We start from the raw sequence: 13,997 nt of genomic DNA, 5'->3' as shown, positions 1-13,997 counted from the left end.
CCAACGCTCGTTGACCAACGTAGGCCGCACGGCCCGCGGGGTCAACAGTTGTTGGCCAACACGTGTTGGCCTAGGCTGGCCGGCATGAACGCCAGCCACAGCAGGAGGAGCGCGGAACCCGGGCCCGGCGGCACCCGCCGCCGCTCGGAGGACACCCGCAGCGCCATCCTCACGGCCGCCCGGGAGCGCTTCGCGACCGACGGCTACGACCGGGCCACCATCCGCGCGATCGCCAGGGACGCGCGCATCGATCCCGCCATGGTCATGCGCTACTACGGCAACAAGGAGGGCCTGTTCGCCGCGGCGGTCTCCGTCGACCTGTCGCTGCCGGACCTCGCCGCACTGCCCCGCGAGGACGCGGGGCAGGCGCTCGTGACGCACTTCCTCGCCATGTGGGAGGAGAACGAGGTGCTGACGGCGCTGCTGCGGGTCGGAGTGGCCGGCAGTGCCGGGGCCGAACGGATGCAGTCGGTCTTCCGGGACCAGCTGGTCCCGGTGGCCCGCGCGGTCTGCCCCGACCCCGAGCAGGCCGCCGTGCGGGCCGGACTGTGCGCCGCGCAGCTCCTCGGGCTGGCGCTCACGCGCTACGTTCTGAGGTTCCCGCCCGCCGTCGGGCTGGCCCGCGAGGAGATCGTCGCCTGGCTGGCCCCGACGCTGCAGCGCTATCTCACGGCGCCGAGCCCCTGAGCGGGCCCCGGCCGGCCGGGCTCAGCCGTGGTACGTGATGTACCCGTTGCCGTCCTTGTCGGAGCCGCTCCTGGTGTACGAGTGCACGTCGGCGGGGGCGCCGGACGGCTTGTACACGTAGATCGTGTCCTTGTCGTTGTTCCACATGAAGTTGCAGTTGTCGCGGTAGACGACGTTGCCGGCGTCGGAGTCGGACCCGTTCCCGCCGCGCAGCTTCACGTAGTCGCCCGGCTGGAGCGTGTGGTTCGCGGTGAAGGTGAACTTGTTCCCCGCGGCGTCCTTCACGACGTACCCCTTGAGGTTGACCGTCGTGGACCGGGTGTAGTTCTTGATGGTCAGGTACTCCTCCTTGGTGTTCCCGCCCGAGCACCGGTTGGAGTCCCTGCCGGGAGCGTCGTACTGGATGCCGCGGATCTTCAGGGCCGAGTCGTACTCGGCGGCCTGCGCCGGAACCGCGGTCAGCGCGGTGAGCGCTCCGGCCGCGACGGCCGCGGCGGCGGTGGTGGTGACAAGGCGTATGCGCATGGACGTTCGTCCCCCCTGCGTGGCCCTCTGATGAAGGCGGTGTGACGGTTCGGTGAAGCATCCGGATCGTACAGGCTTCAAACACGCAGAAGGGGCGGATCCGGTGACCTCGTCACCGAATCCGCCTCGCGGGTGTGCGGGAGTCAGGCGCCGCTGGCGCGCAGCATGTCCTCACGCTCGACGATCTTCACGCGCTCGCGGCCCTCGGGCTCGCCCAGCGCCTTCTCCGCCGCGTCCAGCCTGTACCAGCCGTCCCAGGTGGTGAAGCGGATGTTCCGCTCGGCGAGGAACGCGTCCACCGCCTCGGGGGCGGGGGTGGCGGGTGTGTGCAGCCGGTCGTTCGCGTAGTCGTCCAGCAGGTTGGCCACGGTCTCGTTGGCGTCGCCCTTGGTGTGTCCGATCAGGCCGACGGGGCCGCGCCGGATCCAGCCGGTCACGTACGTCGACTGCAGGTGCTCGCCGGACTCCTGCATGACCCGGCCGCCCTGGTCCGGGACGGTGCCGGAGTCGATGTCCCAGGGCAGCTTGGGGAGCTTGTCGGACAGGTAGCCGACGGCGCGGTACACCGCGCCGACGTCCCAGGTCTTGAAGGTGCCGGTGCCCTTGACGTTGCCCGTGCCGTCGAGCTCCGTGCGCTCGGTGCGCAGGCCGACGACCTTGCCGTCCTCGCCGAGGATCTCCACCGGCGACTCGAAGAAGTGCAGGAAGAGCTTGTGCGGACGGTCGCCGGCGTCGCGGATCGCCCAGTTCTCCAGGGTCTTGGCGACCATGTCGGCCTGCTTGTTGCCGCGCCGGGTGGCGATCGAACCCTCGTCGTAGTCGATGTCCTCGGGGTCGACGATGACCTCGATGTTCGGCGAGTGGTCCAGCTCCCGCAGTTCCATCGGGCTGAACTTCGCCTGGGCCGGGCCCCGGCGGCCGAACACGTGGATCTCCTTGGCCCGGTTGGCCTTCAGTCCCTCGTAGACGTTCGGCGGGATCTCCGTCGGCAGCAGCTCGTCCGCCGTCTTGGCCAGGACCCGGGCGATGTCGAGCGCCACGTTGCCGACGCCGAGCACGGCGACCTTCTCGGCCTCCAGCGGCCAGGTGCGCGGCACGTCCGGGTGGCCGTCGTACCAGGAGACGAAGTCCGCGGCGCCGTACGAGCCGTCGAGGTCGATGCCGGGGATGGACATCGACCGGTCCGCCATCGCGCCGGTGGCGAAGATCACGCCGTCGTAGAACGCGCGCAGGTCGTCCAGGCCGATGTCGGAGCCGTAGTCCACGTTGCCGAACAGCCGGATCTGGGGCTTGTCGAGTACCTGGTGCAGGGCCGTGATGATGCCCTTGATCCGCGGGTGGTCGGGGGCGACGCCGTAACGGATCAGTCCGAACGGCGCCGGCATGCGCTCGAAGATGTCGATGGACACGCCGGGTCCGGCGGCCACCTCGGACTTCAGCAGGGCGTCGGCGGCGTAGATCCCGGCGGGGCCGGATCCGACGATGGCTACCCGCAGGGGGCGGGGCATGGTCAGGTTCCCTTCGAGCGGCGACAAGCGATCTCGACGGGAAGCCTAAACTAAGGCAAGCCTTACCCGGTACGCGGGTCTGGTCTATGAGCCCATAAGGCTACTTTATGAGTGGTCCTCGGTCCGGCTTATGGCCCGGGCCGGATCACGGCAGGGGCTGCTCGGCCCAGATGACCTTGCCGGCGGGCAGATAGCGCGTCCCCCACCGCTCGGCGAGCTGGGCGACGAGGAACAGCCCGCGCCCGCCCTCGTCCGTCGTGGTCGCGTACCGCAGGTGCGGCGAGGTGCTGCTGCTGTCGAACACCTCGCAGATCAGGTTGCGGTCGCGCAGCACCCGGACCCGGATCGGCCCGCCGCCGTACCGGAGCGCGTTGGTGACCAGCTCGCTCAGGATCAGCTCGGTGGTGAACGTCAGCTCCTCCAGGCCCCACGCGGCCAGCTGCCGGCTCACCGCCGCCCGCACCTCGCCCACGGCCGCCGGGTCGGCCGGCACCGGCCATTCGGCCACGTGGTCCGCGGCGAGCGCCCGCGTCCGGGCGACGATCAGGGCGATGTCGTCGCTGGAGCGGGCCGTGAGCCGTGCGTCGAGCACGATCCGGCAGGTGTCCTCCGGCGACTCGCCGGCCCGCCCCAGGGCCTCGCGCAGCATCTCCAGGCCGACGTCGATGTCCCGCTCCCGGTCCTCCACCAGCCCGTCGGTGTAGAGCACGAGCCGGCTGCCCTCGGCCAGCTCCAGCTCCGCCGTCTCGAACGGCAGCCCGCCGAGCCCGAGCGGGGGACCGGCCGGCACGTCGGGGAACTCGACGCTGCCGTCCGGGTGCACCAGGGCCGGCGGCGGATGCCCGGCCCGGGCGACGGTGCACCGCCGCGTGACCGGGTCGTACACGGCGTACAGGCAGGTCGCGCCGGTGACCGGGGCGCTGCCGTCCTCCTCCGTCTCGTCCTGGTCGATCCGGCCGACCAACTCGTCCAGCAGGGCGATGAGTTCGTCCGGCGGCAGATCGAGGGAGGAGAAGTTGTGCACGGCGGTGCGCAGCCGTCCCATGGTGGCCGCCGCGTGCAGTCCGTGCCCGACCACGTCCCCGACCACGAGCGCGACCCGGGCCCCGGACAGCGGCAGCACGTCGAACCAGTCGCCGCCCACCCCGGCCTGGGCGGGCAGATAACGGTAGGCGATGTCCAGCGCGTCCTGCTCGGGCAGGTTGCGGGGGAGCAGGCTGCGCTGCAGGGTCACCGCCATGCTGTGCTCGCGCGTGTAGCGGCGCGCGTTGTCGATGGAGACGGCGGCCCGCGCGACCAGTTCCTCGGCCAGGGCCAGCTCGTCCTCGTCGAAGGGCTGGGGCTTCTCGTAGCGCCAGAAGCTGACCACGCCCAGCACCAGTGCGCCGGCCCGCAGCGGCACGGTGATCAGGGAGTGGATGCCGTACTCCACGATCTGCGCCGAGCGCTCCAGGTCCTGGGCCTGCCAGCCGGGCGCCTCGCCCAGCCGGGGCTCCAGGACGGGCCGGCCGGTGGCGAGGCTGCGCCCCTGGGGCGAGGACTCCACGAACCGGATCCGCTCGCCGACGGGATAGAGGGGTGCGTCCTTGCGGATGCCGGTGAGCGCGGTGCGGCTGAGGGTGGCCGCGGCGTCCGGCTGCCCGCCGCCCAGCACCGCGTCGAACAGGTCCACGGTGGCGAAGTCGGCGAACCGGGGCACGACCAGCTCGGTCAGCTCCTCGGCCGTCCGGGTGACGTCCAGGCTCGTGCCGATGCCCACCCCGGCGTCGTACAGCATGTTGAGCCGTTCACGTGCCGTCTCGGCCCGGCCGGACAGGGCCCGCAGCTCGGTGGAGTCGCGCAGCGTGGCGACGCTGCCGGGCGGGACGCCGGCCCGGTCGGTGGTCCGCTGGTTCACGGCGAGGAGCCGGTCACCGACCAGGTGCACCTCGTCGGTGGCGACGCGGCCCGAGGCGAGCAGGTCGGCGGTGCCCGGGTCGAGGCCCAGGCCGAGCACGGGCCGGCCCTCGGCGTCGTCGGGCAGCCCGAGCAGCCGGTGTGCCTCGTCGTTGGCGAGGACGAGGGTGCCCTTGTCGTCGACGATGAGCACGCCCTCCCGGACGGCGTGCAGCACGGCGTCGTGGTGTTCGTACATCCGGGTCATCTCGTGCGGCCCGAGCCCGTGGGTCTGGCGCAGCAGCCGCCGGCTCACCAGCGCGGCACCGGCCGTCGCCAGCGCGAGCGCCACCGCGGCGGCCGACAGCACGAGCGGCAGCTGGCGGTCGGCCGTCCCGCCCACGTTCTTGGTCGTGATGCCCGCGGACACCAGTCCCACGACCCGTCCGCCGTGGTCCCTCACCGGCACCACGGCCTGGACGAGGGGCCCGATGGTGCCCTCGATCTCCTCGGTGACCGCCTCCCCGGCCAGCGCCGGCGCGATCGTGCCGACGAACTGCTTGCCGATGCGGTCGGTCTTCGGGTGGGTGTAGCGGATCCCGTCGGTGTTCATGACGACGACGAAGTCGACCTGCGACCGCTCCCGGGTGGCCTCGGCGCGCGGCTGGAGCACGGCCGTGGGATCGGGGCCCCGCAGCGCCTCGACCGTGCCCGGCGCGTTGGCGAAGGCCTCCGCGACGGCCAGCGAGCGGTTGCGGGCCTCCTGGGTCGTGTCGTGCCGCACCTGCAGCACGAGCGCCACCACGGCCGCCACGACCAGCAGCAGCACGATCACCACGACCAGCAGGAACACCTGCCCGGCGACGCTGCGCCCGCCCAGCACCGACCGCAGCCCCGCCATCGGATGCCACCGTGACGGACCCGTCTCCCCCCGCCGCCGTGCGGACGGCGCGGAGCCGGGCCGCAGGGGCGATCGAGTCCCGGATCGACCCAAGAGTCGGACCATGTGCCATGTCTACACTGCCGGGCTCCGGGAGGCGAGGGGCGTCACCCATGGTGGCAGGGGGCCCTCACCGTTTCGTCACGTCTCCGGAACGCCGCGGGCGCCGGGCCACCGCGGTACCGTGCGCCGGGCTCAGGCCCCCAGCGAGCGGGCCAGCTCGGTCGTGGCCCGCGCGATCTCCGTGTCCTCGTCCGCCAGGAGCCCGCCGAGCTCGCCGCTGCGGGCCCGCACCGCCTGACGCGCGGCGCGCTCCCACACCACCGGGTTCTCCCGGTGGTTCAGCAGCTTGGGGTAGACGGCGGCCGTGGTCTCCCACTGCCGGGCGTCGGCGATGTTCTTGAGCAGCCGGATGATCTGGGCGCGGACGGTCACCTGCGGCAGCTTCGCCAGCTCCCACAGGAAGGGCACCGTGGCCGCGGTCGCCTGCTCGACGACGAAACCGAACTGGCAGATCCGTTTCCGCAGGTCGTCGAGGGCGGAGCGGGCGGTTTCGGCGTCGCCCCAGGCGATGCCGCTGAGCAGCACGGGAATGGCCGCCGCCGAACCGGTGGAGTCCTGGATGTCGCCCCACGGCACGCGGTCGAGTGCCGTGAGCGGTGCTTTGCGGGCCAGTCCGGTCGGGACGTCGGGGCGCTGGGGGCGCTCGCTGCCCGGGTGTTCCGTCGAAGCGCTGCGCATGGCGTGAGGCCTTTCCGCGGCAGTCGTGTCAGATGGGTGGACAGGTCGACAACCTCGCCCAGACCGTCTTGCCCGCCGGCGGGCTGGGGGTCCAGCCCCACTCCTCGGACAGGGCGTCGACGATGCACAGGCCCCGGCCGTGCTCCTGCAGGGCGGAACCGGCGCCGGGCGCGTACACGGGCGGGCGGTCGTCGGGGTCGGAGACGGTGACCAGCAGATGGGCCGGGTCCAGGCGGAATCCCAGCCGGATCCGCGGCGCACCCGGTGCCGCGTGCGCCGCGTGCGTGGCGGCGTTGGCGGCGAGCTCCGTGATGACGAGCGTGGTGTCGTCGCAGCGGTGGTCGAGCGACCAGCCGCGCAGGGTGTGGCGCGTGAAGGAGCGGACCCGGGCGAACCCTTCCCGGCTGCACTCGACGTGCAGCGCGACCGAGGGGGACGGTGACCCGGGGCCGGGCTCCGTCCCCGGCGGCGGGGGAGCCGCCGTCGGCAGCGAGGGCGGCACACGGTAGGGCGGTACTTCGCGCGGACCGGGACCGGCCGGGAAGCCGTCGAGTGCCCCGGGTGCGCCCGCGTGCGCCGGGGCCTGACTCGGCGGCCGGAGCACGTGCTGCGCAGGTGATGACACGGCATCTCCCCGATGCGACGTCAGGACGGGGCGTCAGCAAGGGGGTTGACGCCGGGGCTATTATCCACGCTGACGGCGCTCGCGTGCAATTGCACGAGAAATTGCGTGAGATTCAAGCCGTCGCGGGTACGCAAGCCGGGACGTGTCCGACGACGTGTCCGACCGGAGAGCAAGGAGACTGCGGTGCCACCAGTGCGGAACGGAGTGCAGGCAAGTTCGCTGGACGCCTGCTGGATCAAGAGCCGGCACAGCAACGCCGAGGGCAACTGCGTCGAAGTCGCCCCTCTCGTGGACGGGGGCATCGCGATGCGCAACTCCCGTGATCCCGACGGACCGGCGCTCGTCTACACGGCCGCGGAGGTCGCGGCGTTCCTGGCCGGCGCGAAGGACGGGGAGTTCGACCACCTGGTGTGAGACCGCCTCGTGCCGGAGGGTCCCGGTGCGGTGAAGCGGAACCCAACTCCCTATTTAACCGGGGCTCTTGCGGTGAGATGCGCAGAGGCCCGGCCGGGTGCGATAGTGTAAATCGCCCTTGTGCCGGTCTGCTGGGAGTCGAGATGTCCGCCGCGTCGCATCGTATCTCCCGTCTGGAACCTTACCTGGACAGGCCCGAGCCGGCACCGACCTTGCTGAAGATGCTGGTCGGTGTGCAGCTGGCGGGCTTCCGCGAGGACGCCGGGCTCGCCCAGGACCAGGCGGCGCGCGCTGTCGGGTTCAGTGCCGCGAAACTGTCCCGCATCGAGTCCGGCAAGGGCCGCCGCCCGCCGACCGAGAGCGACGTCCGTGCGCTGCTGCAGTTGTACGGCACCGACGACTACGAGGCCTCGGTGCTGCTCAAGCTGCTGCAGCGCGCGGGCGAGCCGGGCTGGTGGCAGCGCTACGACAAGCGGCTGATGCCCGAGTGGTTCGACCGGCTGGTCGGACTCCAGGAGGCCGCGGCCACCATCCGCACCTTCGAGATCCAGTACGTGCCCGGGCTGCTGCAGACGCCGGCCTACACCAGGGCCGTCGTCGAGCGGGGCCTGCCCAACGCCCCGGCGGGCGAGGTGGAGCGGCGTGTCGAACTGCGCATGCGCCGGGCGCGGTTGCTGACGCGGGTCGAGGCCCCGCAGCTGTGGGCGATCATCGACGAGTCCGTGCTGCTGCGGGTCCTGGGCAGCCCGGAGGTCATGCGCGAGCAGCTCGCACACCTCGTCGAGATGGCCCAGCGCCCCAACGTGACGGTGCAGATCGTGCCGTTGAGCGTCACGAACGCCTCGGCCCCCGCGATCCCGGTGACCTATCTGCGCTTCGGCGGCCTCGACCTGCCCGACGTGGTCTACCTGGAGCACATCCGCAGTGCCAACTTCCTGGAGGACCGCGACGAGACGGAGGAGTACCGGATCGCGCTGGACCGGCTCGCGGACGAGGCGCTCAAGCCCCGTGAGTCCATGGAGCTGCTGCGGCAGACGATGGAGCAGCGCTACACGTGACGCCCGGGTGCCGCTCGCGGGAGGCGCGTCCTCCCGCGAGCGGCACCCGCCGTCTCACTTCTCCAGGGGCAGGCGGCCCACACCGCCGAATTCGATCCACTCGTGGGTGAGCTGACGCGGAGCCACCTCCGTGTCCGGGCGCCAGGTGGACACCTCCACCAGTCCCGGCTCCAGGATCTCCAGGCCCTCGAAGTACGTCTCGACGTCCTTCGGCTCACGGACGCGGCCCCAGTGGCCCTGCGTCGCCTGGTCCATGAAGTTGGTGACGAACTCGCGCACCTCGGGGTCCTCGCTGACCAGCTGGCACATCACCATGAAGCTGCCGGGTGCGAGCCGTTCCCGCACGCGCCGGGCCACCGCGAGCGGTCCGTCGGTGTCGCTGTCCGGGATGCAGTGGAAGACCGAGTTGAACAGCACGCACACCGGCTCGGAGAAGTCGATCAGCCGCTGGGTGTCGGGGTGGTCGAAGATCAGGTCGGTCTCGCGCATGTCCGCGTGGATCACCGTGGTGCGCTCGTCCTGCTCCAGCAGCGCGCGGCCGTGCACCAGCACCATCGGGTCGTTGTCGACGTACACGACGTGGGTGGTGGGGTCGATGCGCTGGGCGACCTGGTGCACGTTGTCCTGCGTCGGCAGGCCGGAGCCGTGGTCCAGGTACTGGCGGATGCCGTACTCCTCGGAGAGGGTCCGCACGACCCGCTGCAGGAAGCGGCGGTTGTTCAGGGCCAGACGGCGCGTGCTCGGGACGACCTTGTCGAGTTCCTCGCACGCGGCGCGGTCGGCCGCGTAGTTGTCCTTGCCGCCCAGGTAGTAGTCGTACATGCGTGCTGCCGTCGGCACGTTCGCGTCGATCTCGGTGGACAGCTGCTTCTCGGAGTGCATCGTTCCCCCTGCAAGGTGCCGCGCCAACGGACTGGCTGGACAGGAAGTACATCCTAGGGAGCGGGAGTTGGGCGGTGCCAGCCCGTCGGTGAAGCTGCCCACGATCGAACGACAAGATGATCGGCACGGGCCGTCCGGTGAGACCCATGTGTCATGGTTCGCGCACTCTGAGTGATCGGCCGCCGTGTGGGTGCCCCGGGCGGGACCGCCGTTCCCTCCGGGAGGCGGGACCCCCTCCGACCACGGGAACGCGCCGGCCGGCCGTCGCCCGCCCGACGCCGGCCGGGCCGCGCCGCCGGCGGGACCACCGTCACCGGCCGGGCCCCGGTGTCCGAGCAGTCCCCGGTCAAGACCGCCGCGGCGCGTGTCACCCTGCCGGTCCGCCCCGCCGGCGGCAGCGGTGAACGACCCGGCAGGGACCTGGCGGGACCTGGCGGCGCGGCCGCACGGCCACGAGTTCCCTCGCAAGACGGGCGCACCCCGAAACCGGGCTGCTCCTCCTGCGCGGCGACTGCCGTCCGCGGACCCTCCGGGGGCTCCGCTGGGCCAACGGCATGATCAGGACCCTGGCCCGCGGCCGCTGGCCCTTGCCTGACCGGGACGCGAAGAAATCACGCCCGGCACCTCCGGGCCCACCGCCCGAGCCTCTAACCTGGAATGACGAAAACCGGACGAAAGCCCGCACTGGGTGCGCAACCGCTATTCTCGCGGCCCCGGCCGCACTCCCAGGAGAAACCCATGGGCGACTATTACGACCTCGGTTCCCACAGCCGTCCCGTCACCACCACGTCCGCCGAGGCCCAACTCTGGTTCGACCGGGGTCTGGTGTGGACGTACGCCTTCCACCACGAGGAAGCCGTCGCCTGTTTCGAGAAGGCGGCCGAGGCCGATCCCGACTGCGCGATGGCGTACTGGGGCATCGCCTACGCCCTCGGCCCGAACTACAACAAGCCCTGGGAATTCTTCGACGGCGAGGAACTGGCGCGGACGGTCGAGCGCACGCACGCCGCCGTGGAGCGGGCCCACGACAAGGCCCGCGGCGCCACCCCGGTCGAGCAGGCCCTGATCGGCGCCCTGCGGGCCCGCTACCCGCAGCCGGAGGCCGTGGAGGACTGCTCCGTGTGGAACGAGCCCTACGCGGACGCCATGCGCGCGGTCTACGCGCTGGCACCCGACGACCCGGACGTCGCCACCCTCCACGCCGACGCCGCGATGAACCTCACCCCGTGGCAGCTGTGGGACCTCAGCACCGGGCAGCCGGCCGCGGGCGCCCGCACCCCCGAGGCCCGGGACGTGCTGGAAGGCGCCCTGGCCACCGAGGCCGGCGCACGGCACCCCGGCGTGCTGCACCTGTACATCCACCTCATGGAGATGTCCCCGGCCCCGGAGCGGGCCCTCACCGTCGCCGACCGGCTGCGCGGCATCGTGCCCGACGCGGGACACCTCCTCCACATGCCCTCGCACCTGGACGTGCTGTGCGGCGACTACCGCCAGGTCGTCGCGGCCAACTCCGCGGCGATCGCCGCCGACGAGAAGTACCACCGCCGCTCCGGCGCGATGAACTTCTACACCCTCTACCGGGCGCACAACTACCACTTCAAGATCTACGGCGCGATGTTCCTCGGTCAGGCCCAGGTCGCCCTCGACACCGCCGCCCAGCTGGAGGCCGCCGTCCCGGAGGACCTGCTGCGCGTGCAGAGCCCCCCGATGGCCGACTGGCTGGAGGCCTTCCTGGCCATGCGCGTCCACGTCCTGATCCGCTTCGGCCGCTGGGCCGACATCCTGCGCCTGCCCGCCCCCGCCGACCCGGAGCTCTACGCGGTGACCACCGCCATGCGCCACTACGCCCGGGGCGTGGCCCTCTCGGCCACCGGCGAGGTCGACCGGGCGGAGGCCGAACGTGCCCTGTTCCACGAGGCCGTGGGGCGCGTGCCCGGGACCCGGATGCTGTTCAACAACACCTGCCACGACATCCTCGCCATCGCCGCGGCCATGCTCGACGGGGAACTGGAATACCGCAAAGGCAACCACCACCTGGCCTTCGCCGCCCTGGAACGCTCCATCGAACTCGACGACAACCTGCCCTACGACGAACCCTGGGGCTGGATGCAGCCCACCCGCCACGCCTACGGCGCCCTGCTGCTGGAACAGGGCCGGGTGGCGGAGGCCGAGGCCGTCTACCGCGCCGACCTCGGCCTCGACGACACCCTGCCCCGCCCCCTGCAGCACCCCAACAACGTGTGGGCGCTGCACGGTTTCCACGAGTGCCTGCTGCGCAACGGCAAGACGGGGGAGGCGGCGCTCGTGGCGCACCAGCTCAAGACGGCGACCGCCCTGGCCGACGTGCCGGTCCGGGCGTCCTGCTTCTGCCGGCTGGAGGTCACGCCGGCCGGTGACGGATGCTGCCACTGACCTCGCCGGTCACGGCCGGTCCAGGCCCGCGTGCTCCAGCGCCCTGGTCATGGCCGGCCGGTCCCGCCGCCGCCCGTGCGGGCCCCGGGTGAGGGACAGCAGCAACCCGGGCGTCAGCCGGTAGTTCTCGGCGTGGGCCAGCAAGGCCTCCGCGTCGGCGGCCGACGTGGCGCCGTGCGCCTCGTCGGCCACCGTGCGCAGCACGTCCGTGCGGTCGGTGAAACGGCTCATCCCGCAGTCGAGGCCGTCGTCGTCCAGGGTGTCCGGATACGGGGCCCGGGCCCAGGACCCGTTCTCGTACCAGTAGACGCAGCCCAGTTCCGCACCGCCGAGCAGGTCCCCCAACTCCTCGTGCGGCAGCCAGGAAGGGGCTCCGGCGAGCAGGTCGACCGGGGGGTGGTGCCACTTGCAGCCGCTCGACTCGTCCTCGCCGTAGAGCACCCACCGCCCCTCGCCCCGGGGTACGAGGCTCCACCAGGTGCAGCCCGCCGCCGTCGGCCCAGGTGCCCGTGCGGTGGTGAGCCTTCCGCTCGTCCCCGGTGGTGGCCTCCAGCGCGGCGATGAGTGCCCAGCGCGCCCACAGCACCCGGGCCGGTGGCAGGTCCCCGGGCAGCCCCGGCCGGTTGATGGTCATGGCGTGTCCTCGCTCCGTTCCGCTGATCATGATCGGGGCAAGGTTCCCACGAGCGGGCGGCCGGGGCGGAGTTGGTCAGCGACGGCGCCGGCGGGCGTCCGCCGGGGTCAGGCGCATGAGGAACGGCTGTGCCCCGGACAGGCGCAGGCGCTGGGCGTACGCGGGCGTGAAGCCGTGCCGGAGCGCGGCGGCCAGGTCGTCGCGCCCGGGCAGCAGCAGGACGGCCGTGCCGTCGGGGGAGAGGACGCGCCGCAGTTCCGTCCACCAGCGGCCGGGCGCGCCGGCCAGCAGGCCACCGGCCGGGACCTGGGCGCCCCACGGCGGGTTGCACAGCACGCGGTCGGCGGCCCCGTCGGGCAGCGGCAGCCGGCCGGCGTCGCAGCGGCCGGCGGACACCGGCAGCGCACCGGCGTTGGCCCGGGCCGCCGCGACCGCCTCCGCCGACAGGTCGAAGCCGAGGAAGCGGGCGTCGGGCCGGGCGAACGCCCCCTCGATCAGCAGGGTTCCGGCACCGCAGCACGGGTCCAGGACCACCTGCCCGGGGCGGATCCCGGCCAGCGCCGCCATGGCGGCGGCGAGCGGCGGGTGGAGGGTGCCCGGCAGGGTGTGCCGCTTGTAGGGCCGGCGGTGCAGCGGCCGGTCGTCGACACGCAGCATGAGGGTGGCCCGCGTGCCGTCCAGGGTGACGCGCCAGCCGCAGGAGCCCGGCGGGGGAGCGGTGCCCGTGCGGCGCGAGTGGTACGGGACGCCGAGCCGCTTCGCCAGGGCCGCGCCCACGGTGTCCTCCACGTCGTAGCGGGTGAAGGCGCGCCGGCCGAGGAAGGAGGCCGAGACGTCGACGCAGGCGGGTGCCGTGGCCGCGCGCCGCAGGAGCAGCAGGTCGTCGAGGCCGGTGGCGTCGGCGAGTGCGGCGAGCTCCAGCGGGGCCTGCCGGGCGGCTCCGACGTCGGGGCGCTGGGCGGCGAGCAGGAACACGTCGTCCGCGGTGCGCAGCGGTGGCGCGGACCGGTGCGTGCGGAAATGGACTTCGCGGTGCCGCAGATCGGTGACCGCGCCGAGACCGGACCGGACGACCTCGGCGGCGACCAGCGGCTCCAGGCCGCGGAGGCAGCGCGCCACGAGGGGCGTGTGCATGGTGGGGATCTTCTTCCACGTCGGCACTCGGGGCAGCGCTCCGCTGCCCCGCGTCGTCGGCGACGGGGGGTCCTCGCTTCGCCGACGGTGCCTAGCGGAGGTGGAAGAAGTACGTCATGGGGCGGCAGTGTAGTCGCCCCGGCAGGTTTGGACCTCCCCATTCAAGGTCACCCGGACTGTGACCCCGACGTCGCACACGACTGGGAGTGAACGAGAAGTGGCTGGAGAGCAGAAGGCCAAGGCGAAGACCGAGCAGGCCAAGGGCAAGGCCAAGGAGACGGTCGGCCGTGCCGTGGGCAACGAGCGCATGGAGGCCGAGGGCCGCGCCCAGCAGTCGAAGGGCGACGCCCGTCAGGCCAAGGAGAAGACGAAGGACGTCTTCAAGCACTGAGCACGTCCTCGGCACGTGGTGAGCACGTGCCGGGACATGAGAGCGCGGCGGGGGGGGCCCCCCCCCCCGGGGGGGGCCCCCCCCCGGGCGCGCCCCCCCCCCCCCCCCCCCCCCCCCCCCGGGGCCCCCCCCCCCCGCCCGCGGCCGGGAGCCCCCGCGGCGCGGGGGGGC

Annotated in this window: 13 protein-coding genes; 5 read left to right on the top strand and 8 right to left on the bottom strand. The window is 72.6% G+C overall.

Features of this window, described 5'->3' with window-relative positions; genetic code table 11:
- Nucleotides 1-84: 84 nt before the first annotated feature.
- Nucleotides 85-687, top strand: a complete 603-nt coding sequence (locus AC07DA_RS34165) for a TetR/AcrR family transcriptional regulator (protein WP_479132111.1) — start codon at nucleotides 85-87, stop codon at nucleotides 685-687.
- 21 nt (nucleotides 688-708) lie between these two features.
- Here the strand turns inward: AC07DA_RS34165 and AC07DA_RS34160 are convergent, their stop codons facing one another.
- From AC07DA_RS34160 to AC07DA_RS34140, 5 genes are all read right to left on the bottom strand, one after another.
- On the bottom strand, nucleotides 709-1,212 hold the full coding sequence (locus AC07DA_RS34160) for a lamin tail domain-containing protein (RefSeq protein WP_479132110.1): 504 nt from the start codon (nucleotides 1,210-1,212) through the stop codon (nucleotides 709-711).
- A 143-nt stretch (nucleotides 1,213-1,355) separates the two neighbouring features.
- Complete coding sequence (locus AC07DA_RS34155; protein ID WP_479132109.1) at nucleotides 1,356-2,720, bottom strand: FAD-dependent oxidoreductase; 1,365 nt, start codon at nucleotides 2,718-2,720, stop codon at nucleotides 1,356-1,358.
- Between the two features lie 145 nt (nucleotides 2,721-2,865).
- Nucleotides 2,866-5,496, bottom strand: a complete 2,631-nt coding sequence (locus AC07DA_RS34150) for a SpoIIE family protein phosphatase (protein ID WP_479132108.1) — start codon at nucleotides 5,494-5,496, stop codon at nucleotides 2,866-2,868.
- A gap of 234 nt (nucleotides 5,497-5,730) precedes the next feature.
- Complete coding sequence (locus AC07DA_RS34145) at nucleotides 5,731-6,276, bottom strand: hypothetical protein (protein ID WP_479132107.1); 546 nt, start codon at nucleotides 6,274-6,276, stop codon at nucleotides 5,731-5,733.
- Nucleotides 6,277-6,304: 28 nt separating this feature from the next.
- Entirely contained in the window at nucleotides 6,305-6,901 is a 597-nt protein-coding gene (locus AC07DA_RS34140; RefSeq protein WP_479132106.1) for an ATP-binding protein, read from the bottom strand.
- Nucleotides 6,902-7,084: 183 nt separating this feature from the next.
- On the opposite strand from AC07DA_RS34140, the gene AC07DA_RS34135 reads away from it, so the two are divergent.
- The gene (locus AC07DA_RS34135; RefSeq protein WP_311686249.1) at nucleotides 7,085-7,315 is read left to right on the top strand and encodes a DUF397 domain-containing protein; all 231 of its coding nucleotides are present in this window, start codon (nucleotides 7,085-7,087) and stop codon (nucleotides 7,313-7,315) included.
- 143 nt (nucleotides 7,316-7,458) lie between these two features.
- The gene (locus AC07DA_RS34130; protein ID WP_479132105.1) at nucleotides 7,459-8,373 is read left to right on the top strand and encodes a helix-turn-helix domain-containing protein; all 915 of its coding nucleotides are present in this window, start codon (nucleotides 7,459-7,461) and stop codon (nucleotides 8,371-8,373) included.
- A 54-nt stretch (nucleotides 8,374-8,427) separates the two neighbouring features.
- Here the strand turns inward: AC07DA_RS34130 and AC07DA_RS34125 are convergent, their stop codons facing one another.
- Nucleotides 8,428-9,255, bottom strand: coding sequence for an SAM-dependent methyltransferase (locus AC07DA_RS34125; protein ID WP_479132104.1), 828 nt, complete (start codon nucleotides 9,253-9,255; stop codon nucleotides 8,428-8,430).
- A 738-nt stretch (nucleotides 9,256-9,993) separates the two neighbouring features.
- Between AC07DA_RS34125 and AC07DA_RS34120 the strand changes: the two genes are divergently transcribed.
- Nucleotides 9,994-11,667 (top strand): hypothetical protein, encoded by a 1,674-nt coding sequence (locus tag AC07DA_RS34120; protein WP_479132102.1) that lies wholly within the window; start codon nucleotides 9,994-9,996, stop codon nucleotides 11,665-11,667.
- 9 nt (nucleotides 11,668-11,676) lie between these two features.
- On the opposite strand, the gene AC07DA_RS34115 is transcribed toward AC07DA_RS34120, so the two are convergent.
- Both AC07DA_RS34115 and AC07DA_RS34110 read right to left on the bottom strand, forming a co-directional pair.
- On the bottom strand, nucleotides 11,677-12,108 hold the full coding sequence (locus AC07DA_RS34115; RefSeq protein WP_479132101.1) for a hypothetical protein: 432 nt from the start codon (nucleotides 12,106-12,108) through the stop codon (nucleotides 11,677-11,679).
- 268 nt (nucleotides 12,109-12,376) lie between these two features.
- The gene (locus tag AC07DA_RS34110; protein ID WP_479132100.1) at nucleotides 12,377-13,435 is read right to left on the bottom strand and encodes a methyltransferase domain-containing protein; all 1,059 of its coding nucleotides are present in this window, start codon (nucleotides 13,433-13,435) and stop codon (nucleotides 12,377-12,379) included.
- 217 nt (nucleotides 13,436-13,652) lie between these two features.
- Here AC07DA_RS34110 and AC07DA_RS34105 point away from each other — a divergent pair, with 217 nt between their 5' ends.
- Nucleotides 13,653-13,826 carry a CsbD family protein gene (locus AC07DA_RS34105; RefSeq protein WP_479132099.1) on the top strand — a complete coding sequence of 58 codons (174 nt, stop codon included), beginning with the start codon at nucleotides 13,653-13,655 and terminating at the stop codon, nucleotides 13,824-13,826.
- Nucleotides 13,827-13,997: the final 171 nt, after the last annotated feature.

Source organism: Streptomyces sp. NPDC044921 (genome assembly GCF_056432865.1).
Note: the sequence above shows the minus strand (reverse complement) of the source record. Positions and strands in the feature narration are given on the sequence as shown.

What these genes read in the sequence shown, in the direction of transcription:
- AC07DA_RS34165 (WP_479132111.1), top strand. Translation starts at nt 85, where the DNA reads ATGAACGCCAGCCACAGCAGGAGGAGCGCGGAACCCGGGCCCGGCGGC.
- AC07DA_RS34160 (WP_479132110.1), bottom strand. Translation starts at nt 1,212, where the DNA reads ATGCGCATACGCCTTGTCACCACCACCGCCGCCGCGGCCGTCGCGGCC.
- AC07DA_RS34155 (WP_479132109.1), bottom strand. Translation starts at nt 2,720, where the DNA reads ATGCCCCGCCCCCTGCGGGTAGCCATCGTCGGATCCGGCCCCGCCGGG.
- AC07DA_RS34150 (WP_479132108.1), bottom strand. Translation starts at nt 5,496, where the DNA reads ATGGCGGGGCTGCGGTCGGTGCTGGGCGGGCGCAGCGTCGCCGGGCAG.
- AC07DA_RS34145 (WP_479132107.1), bottom strand. Translation starts at nt 6,276, where the DNA reads ATGCGCAGCGCTTCGACGGAACACCCGGGCAGCGAGCGCCCCCAGCGC.
- AC07DA_RS34130 (WP_479132105.1), top strand. Translation starts at nt 7,459, where the DNA reads ATGTCCGCCGCGTCGCATCGTATCTCCCGTCTGGAACCTTACCTGGAC.
- AC07DA_RS34125 (WP_479132104.1), bottom strand. Translation starts at nt 9,255, where the DNA reads ATGCACTCCGAGAAGCAGCTGTCCACCGAGATCGACGCGAACGTGCCG.
- AC07DA_RS34120 (WP_479132102.1), top strand. Translation starts at nt 9,994, where the DNA reads ATGGGCGACTATTACGACCTCGGTTCCCACAGCCGTCCCGTCACCACC.
- AC07DA_RS34110 (WP_479132100.1), bottom strand. Translation starts at nt 13,435, where the DNA reads ATGCACACGCCCCTCGTGGCGCGCTGCCTCCGCGGCCTGGAGCCGCTG.